8 protein-coding genes are annotated in these 8,610 nt (G+C 30.8%); all 8 read left to right on the forward strand.

Annotated elements, in window-relative coordinates:
• Window positions 1–2: 2 nt before the first annotated feature.
• Window positions 3–1,712 (forward strand): arginine--tRNA ligase, encoded by a 1,710-nt coding sequence (gene argS, locus HMPREF1253_RS01145; RefSeq protein ID WP_023054911.1) that lies wholly within the window; start codon window positions 3–5, stop codon window positions 1,710–1,712.
• A 242-nt stretch (window positions 1,713–1,954) separates the two neighbouring features.
• Complete coding sequence (locus HMPREF1253_RS01150) at window positions 1,955–3,124, forward strand: ABC transporter substrate-binding protein (RefSeq protein ID WP_023054908.1); 1,170 nt, start codon at window positions 1,955–1,957, stop codon at window positions 3,122–3,124.
• Window positions 3,125–3,179: 55 nt separating this feature from the next.
• Window positions 3,180–4,064, forward strand: coding sequence for a branched-chain amino acid ABC transporter permease (locus tag HMPREF1253_RS01155; RefSeq protein WP_023054927.1), 885 nt, complete (start codon window positions 3,180–3,182; stop codon window positions 4,062–4,064).
• A complete protein-coding gene (locus HMPREF1253_RS01160) occupies window positions 4,064–5,053 on the forward strand; it encodes a branched-chain amino acid ABC transporter permease (RefSeq protein WP_023054914.1) in 990 nt (329 codons plus the stop codon). The genes HMPREF1253_RS01155 and HMPREF1253_RS01160 overlap by 1 nt, the downstream gene beginning before the upstream one ends.
• Window positions 5,031–5,831, forward strand: coding sequence for an ABC transporter ATP-binding protein (locus HMPREF1253_RS01165; RefSeq protein ID WP_023054916.1), 801 nt, complete (start codon window positions 5,031–5,033; stop codon window positions 5,829–5,831). The genes HMPREF1253_RS01160 and HMPREF1253_RS01165 overlap by 23 nt, the downstream gene beginning before the upstream one ends.
• Window positions 5,828–6,541: an ABC transporter ATP-binding protein gene (locus tag HMPREF1253_RS01170; protein ID WP_023054926.1), complete on the forward strand. Its 714-nt coding sequence runs from the start codon at window positions 5,828–5,830 to the stop codon at window positions 6,539–6,541. The genes HMPREF1253_RS01165 and HMPREF1253_RS01170 overlap by 4 nt, the downstream gene beginning before the upstream one ends.
• An 85-nt stretch (window positions 6,542–6,626) precedes the next feature.
• On the forward strand, window positions 6,627–7,403 hold the full coding sequence (locus tag HMPREF1253_RS01175) for a hypothetical protein (protein WP_023054921.1): 777 nt from the start codon (window positions 6,627–6,629) through the stop codon (window positions 7,401–7,403).
• Window positions 7,393–8,484: a tetratricopeptide repeat protein gene (locus tag HMPREF1253_RS01180; protein ID WP_155803716.1), complete on the forward strand. Its 1,092-nt coding sequence runs from the start codon at window positions 7,393–7,395 to the stop codon at window positions 8,482–8,484. The genes HMPREF1253_RS01175 and HMPREF1253_RS01180 overlap by 11 nt, the downstream gene beginning before the upstream one ends.
• Window positions 8,485–8,610 lie beyond the last annotated feature (126 nt).

The following is an 8,610-nucleotide window of genomic DNA, read 5'->3' on the forward strand; positions in this document are numbered from 1 at the left end:
TTATGATAGATTTTAAAAAGAAAATTATTGAAATTTTAGAAGAAAAAATTCCGGATTTATCCGCTAAAGAAATTGAACTTTTAATAGAAATACCCCCAAACTATGATTTGGGAGATTTCGCTTTTCCAGTATTCAGCTTAGCTAAAGTTTATAGAAAAAATCCGGCTATAATTGCTCAGGACTTAGCAAAAGAAATTAAAGATGACAATTTTGAAAAGATTGAAACTAAGGGACCATATATTAACTTTTTTATTAACAAAGAAAAATTAATATCAACAGTCTTAAATGAAATTGCAGAAAAAAAAGAAGATTTTGGGAAATCAACTATGGGAAATGGAAAGAATGTTTTAATAGAATATTCTTCACCAAACATAGCAAAGCCATTTCATATAGGACACATAAGATCAACTGTAATAGGTGATTCAATTAAAAGAATCTATAAATTTTTAGGTTATAACACGATAGCTTTAAATCATTTAGGAGATTACGGAACTCAATTCGGAATGCTTATTTGTGCTTACAAACATTGGGGAGATAAAGAAAAAATTGAAAAAAATCCAATTCCAGAGCTTTTAAAACTTTATGTAAGAATAAATGCGGAAGCTGAAGAAAATGAAGATTTGAGAAATGAAAGCAGAAAATATTTTAAACTTTTGGAAGAAAATGACCAAGAGGCAATGGAAATTTGGGAATGGTTTAGAGAAGTTTCTCTTAAAGAGTTCAGCAGGGTTTATAAGATGCTTGACATTGAATTCGATTCTTATAATGGCGAAAGTTTTTATACTGACAAAATGCCCGCAATAGTTGAAGAACTTAAAGAAAAAAATCTTCTTGAAGATTCTCAAGGAGCAAAAATAGTAAATTTGGAAAAGGAAGGTCTTCCGCCATCAATAATTATTAAAAGCGACGGAACTACCATCTACTTAACAAGAGATTTAGCTGCGGCAAAATACAGAAAAGACACCTACAAATTTTATAAAAATTTATATGTAGTAGGCTCTCAACAAAATCTTCACTTTAATCAATTAAGAGCAATTTTACAAAAAATGGGTTATGATTGGGCTAAAGATTGTATTCATATTCCATTCGGTATGGTTTCTCTTGAAGATGGGACTCTTTCTACAAGGAAGGGAAAAGTTGTCTATCTTGAAGACCTTTTGAATAAAGCTGTAGATAAAGTTGAATCAATTTTAGAGGACAGAGAAAAACTAAAGGGACAAGCAATAGAAAACAAAAGAGAACTTGCCCATATAGTGGGAATAGGAGCGGTAAAATTTCAAGAGCTATTTAATCAAAGAATTAAAGACTATGTATTCAATTGGGACAAATCTCTTTCCTTTGAAGGAGAAACAGGTCCTTATGTTCAATACACCCACGCAAGAATTGCTTCACTTTTAGAAAAGGGACAGTTTGACATTAATAAAAAAATTGATGTTTTTCTTATAGAAAGTGATGAGGAAATTAATCTTATAAGAATACTTTATAATTTTACAAAGGCCGTAATAGATGCTCATGAGAAATATGAACCTTATATTGTATCAAGATATTTAATTGAACTTGCAAAAACTTTTAACAAATATTATACGAACACACAAATTTTAATTGAAGATGAAGAATTAAAAAATGCAAGACTTTTCTTATGCTACGGAGTAAAAACAGTATTAAAAGAAGGTTTAAATCTACTTGGAATTAAATCACCTGATAAAATGTAAAAAAAGAGCTTAAGCTCTTTTTTTTATGAAAAAATTTTTACAAAACATTTGATAAAAACACTTTCACAAAATTAATTCAAGCAACTATCAAGGCAAGTAAGACAAATTCAATGTTTAAAATAACTTTTAATAAATAAATGCAAAGGTTAGCATAGATAAAATCGCTTAAACGCTTTAATTAGGTATGGTATTTAACACTTTTTAGTGATATACTAATGAAAATTTAAAAATTGGAGGAAAAAATGAAGAAGAAGCTTGCTATTTTATTAGTATTAATGACCTTACTAACAGCATGCGGTTCAAGTTCTTCACAGTCTAATAAATCTGGGGGAGATACCGCATCAAAGGGAGAAACAGACAGCATTATTATTAGAGGTATCATTTCAAAAACCGGATCTGTTGCAGTATATGGTACTTCTACAGAACAAGGAATTCAGCTTGCAGTTGATGAAATCAATTCAAATGGTGGAGTTGGAGGAAAACAAATTGATTACAAGTCTGAAGATGACAGAGGAGATGCAACTGAATCAGTTACTCTTTATAGTAAATTTGTAGAAGAAGGAGCTAATGCAATTTTAGGGCCTATAACATCAAAACCTGCTCTTGCAGTTGCTGAAAACTCAACATCTGACGGAATACCAATTTTAACACCGACAGGTACAATGACTTCAATAACTGAAAATAAAGATAATGTTTTTAGAGTTTGCTTTACAGACCCCTTACAAGGAAAAATTCTTGCAAATTTTGCAGGACAAAAATTAAAAGCAAAATCAGTTGCAATTTTAAACAACTCATCTGACGATTATTCAAAGGGTGTTGCAGAAGCCTTTAAAGAACAAGCAAAAAGCCTTGGCTTGGAAATTGTAGCTGAAGAAAGCTATGGAGCTCAAGATAAAGATTTCAAAGCACAACTTACAAATATAAGCTCAAAAAATCCAGATGTACTTTTAATTCCCGACTATTATGAAAATGATGTTTTAATTGCATCACAAGCAAAAAGTATAGGTTTAAAATCAACAATAATTGGAAGCGACGGATGGGACGGAGTCTTAAATGTAGTTGCCAAAGGAAGCGAATCCGATATTGAAGGAGTATATTTTACAAATCACTATTCAATTGACGACAAATCTGAAAAAGTACAAAATTTTGTAAAAACTTACAAAGAAAAATACAACCAAGATCCATCGAGCTTTTCAGCTTTAGGATATGACGCAGTTTATCTATACAAAGAAGCTTTTGAAAAAGCAAAATCAATGGAATATGCAGATATTGTTGAAGCTCTCAAATCTGTAAGTATAGAAGGAGTTACAGGAAACATCAAATTTGGAGAAAATAACAATCCTATAAAATCAGCGGCAATTATAAAAATCACTGATGGAAAATATGCTTACGATTCAACAGTTGAACCATAAGACAAATTATAATAATGGCGGTTTTTTAACCGTCATTATTTTTTAAGGAGGATAAATGGATTTTTTATTACAAATATTAAACGGACTGCAAATAGGATCGGTATATTCTTTAGTAGCTCTTGGATACACAATGGTTTACGGTATAGCTTTACTTATAAACTTTGCCCATGGGGAAGTAATAATGGTAGGGGCTTATACAGTTTCATATACAATAGGACTTGTGTTGCAAGAAAGAGGTTTGCCATTTTATATAGCAGTTATTCCATCGGCAATAGTATGTACAATAGTAGGGGTTTTAATAGAAAGGCTTGCCTATAAGCCTTTACGAAATAGCCCAAAAATTTCAAACCTTATAACTGCAATAGGAGTTTCTCTTTTACTTCAAAATTTAGTAATGAAGTTTATCGGAGCTAATGCCGTATCTCTTCCGCCTATATTCAATGGAAAAATTGAAGTGGGAAATTCCCAAATATCAAGTTCAGTAATTATTACAATTATTTCAACTGTAATATTAACTGTTCTTTTGCAATTTTTTATGAAAAAAACAAAATATGGCAAGGCTATGGTTGCGACATCTGAAGACTATGGAGCGGCAGCTCTTGTAGGAATAAATGTAGACAATACTCTTACTATGACTTTTGCTATAGGATCATTTCTTGCTGGCATAGCATCTCTTTTATACCTTGCAGCTTATCCTCAAGCGCAACCTTTAATGGGCTCAGCTTTAGGTATAAAAGCATTTACAGCTGCAGTTGTAGGAGGAATAGGTCTTATTCCGGGAGCAGTTCTTGGTGGATTTTTACTGGGAATTGTTGAAACCCTAACAAAAGCTTATATATCTTCAAGTCTTGCTGATGCAATTGTCTACAGCATGCTTATACTTGTTTTAATTTTCAAACCGACGGGTTTACTTGGAAAAAATATTAAGGAGAAAGTATAATGACAAGACAAAAAAAAGGTATTTATGTTTTAACAATAATTTTACTTGTAATTTTTTACGGACTTATACTTGGTCTTTCAAAAATAGGAATACTTAATAAATATTCATTTACAGTTTTAAGACTTGTCTGTATAAACATTATTTTGGCAGTGTCATTAAATATAACTGTTGGTAACTTAGGACAAATAACTTTAGGGCATGCTGGATTTATGTCAATAGGGGCCTATACAGCCGCAATGTTTTTAAAATCAGGAATTTTGCATGGAATAGCCGGATATTTAATTTCTCTTTTATTAGGAGGAATCCTTGCCTGCTTAATAGGTATTTTAATTGGAATACCGGCACTAAGACTAAAAGGGGATTATCTTGCCATAGTAACCCTTGCCTTTGGAGAAATTATAAGAGTTTTAATAGAAAATGCAGAATTTTTAGGAGGAGCACAAGGCTTATCCGGAATACCAAAAATGCAAAATTTAGCTATTATTTATTTTTTAATGTGTATTTGTGTAGCACTTATGTTTTCTATTATGACATCAAGGCACGGGAGAGCTGTCCTTGCCATTCGGGAAGATGAAATAGCAGCTGAGAGCAGCGGAATAAACGTAACATATTACAAAACTTTTGCTTTTGCAGTATCAGCCTTCTTTGCAGGAATTGCCGGAGCCATGTATGCAAGTAACATAGGAGTAATAGGAGCAAAAGTCTTTGATTATAACAAAAGCTTTGACATTCTTGTAATGGTAGTCCTTGGCGGGATGGGTTCTTTTACAGGGGCAGTTTTTTCAGCCTTTGTACTGACAATAATACCGGAATTTTTAAGAAGTGTATCCGATTATAGAATGATAGCCTATTCTTTACTTTTAATATTAATGATGATATTCAGGCAAGAAGGTCTCTTGGGCAGAAAAGAATTTTCATTAACAGGTCTCGTAAAATCTATAGTTCATAGAAAGGAAGGTGCTGAAGATGACAGAAATTCTAAAGTGTGAAAATGTAGGAATAACTTTTGGAGGTCTAAAGGCAGTTTCCGACTTTAATGTAACAATAAATCAAGGAGAACTTTTAGGACTTATAGGACCAAATGGTGCTGGAAAAACTACAGTTTTTAATTTAATAACAGGAGTATATGCACCAACTGAAGGCCAAATTCTCCTATATCAAAAGGGAGTGGCAGGAAGTGAATCCATGGAAAAAATCAATGGAATAGCACCACACAAACTTGTAAAAATGGGAATTGCAAGAACATTTCAAAACATAAGACTTTTCGGATATCTTTCAGTTCTTGACAATGTAAGAATAGCTTCAAATAAAGATATGCACTACGGTATAGGAGCAGGAATGTTTAGAACTAAGTCCTATTGGGACGAAGAATATAAGATAAATACAAAGGCATTGGAATTTTTAAAAATATTTAATCTTGATAAATATGCAAACTTTTCAGCAAATGCTCTTCCCTATGGACAACAAAGAAAACTTGAGATAGCAAGAGCTATGGCTACGAATCCAAAACTGCTTTTACTTGACGAACCAGCAGCTGGGATGAATCCCAGCGAAACGGAAGAACTCATGGAAACAATAAAATTAATAAGAGATAAATTTAACATAACCATATTATTAATAGAACACGACATGAATCTGGTGCTTGGAATTTGTGAAAGACTCATGGTTTTAAACTATGGAAGCATTCTTGCCCAAGGCAATCCAAAAGAAGTTATTAATAATAAAGAAGTTATAAAGGCATATCTTGGAACAGGAGATGCAGAATGACAATGCTTGAAATAAAAGATTTGAATATATTTTACGGCAATATTCATGCCATTAAGGGAATATCATTAGATGTAAATGAGGGAGAGATAGTATGCTTAATAGGAGCAAACGGTGCCGGCAAGACTTCAACCCTACAAAGCATATCAGGTTTAGTTCCAATTAAAAGTGGAAAAATTTCTTTTTTGGGAGAAAATATAACAAAAACAAAATCCCATAAAATAACTGAAATGGGCATAGCTCAGGTACCAGAAGGAAGAAGAATTTTTACAGGCTTAAGCGTCTTGGATAACTTGAAACTTGGAGCCTTTACAATAAAAGATGGACCGGAAAATTTAAACAGAGATATAAATGCCATTTATGAGAAATTTCCAATTCTTGAAGAAAGAAAAGATCAAATGGCAGGGACACTGTCAGGAGGAGAACAACAAATGCTTGCCATGGGAAGAGCCCTAATGAGCAGACCAAAGCTCCTTTTATTAGATGAACCCTCAATGGGATTATCGCCTCTTTTTGTAGAAAAAATATTTGAAGTAATAGAATTTCTTCACAAGGAAGGAACAACCATACTTTTAGTAGAACAAAATGCAAACCTGGCACTGAAAATTTCAAACAGGTCTTATGTCCTGGAAACAGGGAAAATAATTAAAGAAGGACAAAGCGAAGAATTGATGTCAGATCCAATAGTAAAAAAAGCATACTTAGGAGCATAAAAATCAAAACCCATGTTAGTAAGCATGGGTTTTTTAATTGTAATAAAATTACCAATAATTTATAATAAAACGAAAGGAGGAAAAAATGCTTACAGATTTCATAAAAGTTTATACTATAAGCTTAAATAAAACTTTTTCTAAGGTTAAAAAAAATCCTATAATTTTTTTGATGCCCCTTATGTATTCAATTATCATGGGCATATGTCATTATTTGGCAGATATCCTGCTATCAAACATTGTAGGAACAACAATATGGAGATTTTTAATTCCCCTTATTGATTCCTTAATTATTTCATCATATTTTACAATTTTAGAAGATTTAATAATGTATAACAGAATAAACTTCAAATATTTTACAAAATCTTTTGTAAAAAAAAGTGGCCTTATATATTCAACATTCTTTACACTAATCTTAATGGATTGGGCATTTTTTATAATTATTAATTTGGACTACACAATAGAGCTTATAATATCCTCAATATTAGGCATAGTACTAAGCTCTGTATCAGAATATATATACCTAAGAGGAATATCTTATACAGAAGGTCTTATAAGTGCCTTAAAATTTTTTAAAGAAAATTTTTTCCTTTGGCTGCCGCCGATAATAATATTATTATTAGGGAAATATATTTTGTTTGACATGATAGATATGAGTGCAGATTTATCAGACCTTGTTATGACTCAAACCTTGGGAAGTCCTTTCAACTTTTATTTGGGACAGTACCTGGACTTGGGATATATAATAAAATTTATAATTTTTGAAATTATAGTAAGTTTACTAACAGTTTTTAGAGGAGTTTTATTTAATATAATTGAAGGATCCTCAATTAGAAAGAGAAAGTATCGTGGATATGATTTTTGAGAAAATAAAAAACGAAAGAAGAAAAAATTTAGCCTTTATTGAAATTAAAAAAGATTTAAAAATAGGGCCATTAGATTTAAAAAAAGAAATTCCTTTGCCTCTTTTTATAAAAGACATAGAAAAGGGAGTAAAAGAAAAGAGCTTTCAAAATAACATAGACTTAAAACTTATATCAAAAGCAATCTTTTATCTCTTAGGAATTAATGAAGATTTTTTATACGCAGAAAATTATAAAGAATACTTAAAAAAAATGTTTAAGGATTTAAAAAAGCCCATAATCTATCTGAGCTTAAACACCGAAGATATCTATGATAAGTTTTTTTATCTATCAAGTGGAGAAAAACTTGGTATTAAAGACGAAAAAATAGACTATCTAACAGGTATAAGCCTTGAAGATATTTATAACAAAAAATTTAATGACTTGAATCAAGAAGAAAAAAGCTCCATATTAAAAATAATTATTAGCAAATACGAAAAAATAAATGACAAAAAAATAAAACCCTACGCAGAATATAAACTTGCAAGAATTTATAATATGAGCAAAAATTATATAAAAAGTCTTTTATATTATGAAAAAGCTCTTGAAAATGCGCCGGAAGAATTAAAAGAAACCATAAGAGAAGAAATAAGCCAAGTTGAAGACTATTCATTTATAGATTCTGCAATAACCTATATAAACTATGGGAAAAATGAAAAAGCCTTGGAGTTTTTGGAAAAAGTTAAAGAAACCTATCCCAACAAAGACTTGCTATATTTTTTGAAAGGACAAGTCTATAGAGCCTTAGGTCAAAATCAAAAAGCCTTGGAATTTTATAAAGAGGCATTAAAAATAAATAAAGAAAAAGAAGATTACCACAATGCTTTAGCAATAACCTACATTAATTTAAATCAGATAGAAGAAGCCGTTGAAACTTACAAAAAATCTCTATTTTATATAAAAGATTCTTACACTATTTTTTATAACTTAGGAATGCTTTTGTACAATTTAAAAGATAAAAATGCTTTAGAATACTTAAAAAAAGCTTACTCTTTACAAGGAAGCCAAGAACTTTACAGCCTTATAGAAAGCCTTGAAAATTAAAGCAAAAAAGAAGAAAAAGAGGTTGCAAAAGCAGTCTCTTTTTTAATAGGAAAAAAATGATAAAAAAAGAGAAAAAAATAAAAAGAAAAAAGAAAATAAACAATTGACACAAGAAAAATAACATGA

Origin of the sequence: Peptoniphilus sp. BV3C26 (assembly GCF_000478985.1) — a bacterium.
Classification (GTDB): domain Bacteria; phylum Bacillota; class Clostridia; order Tissierellales; family Peptoniphilaceae; genus Peptoniphilus_B; species Peptoniphilus_B koenoeneniae.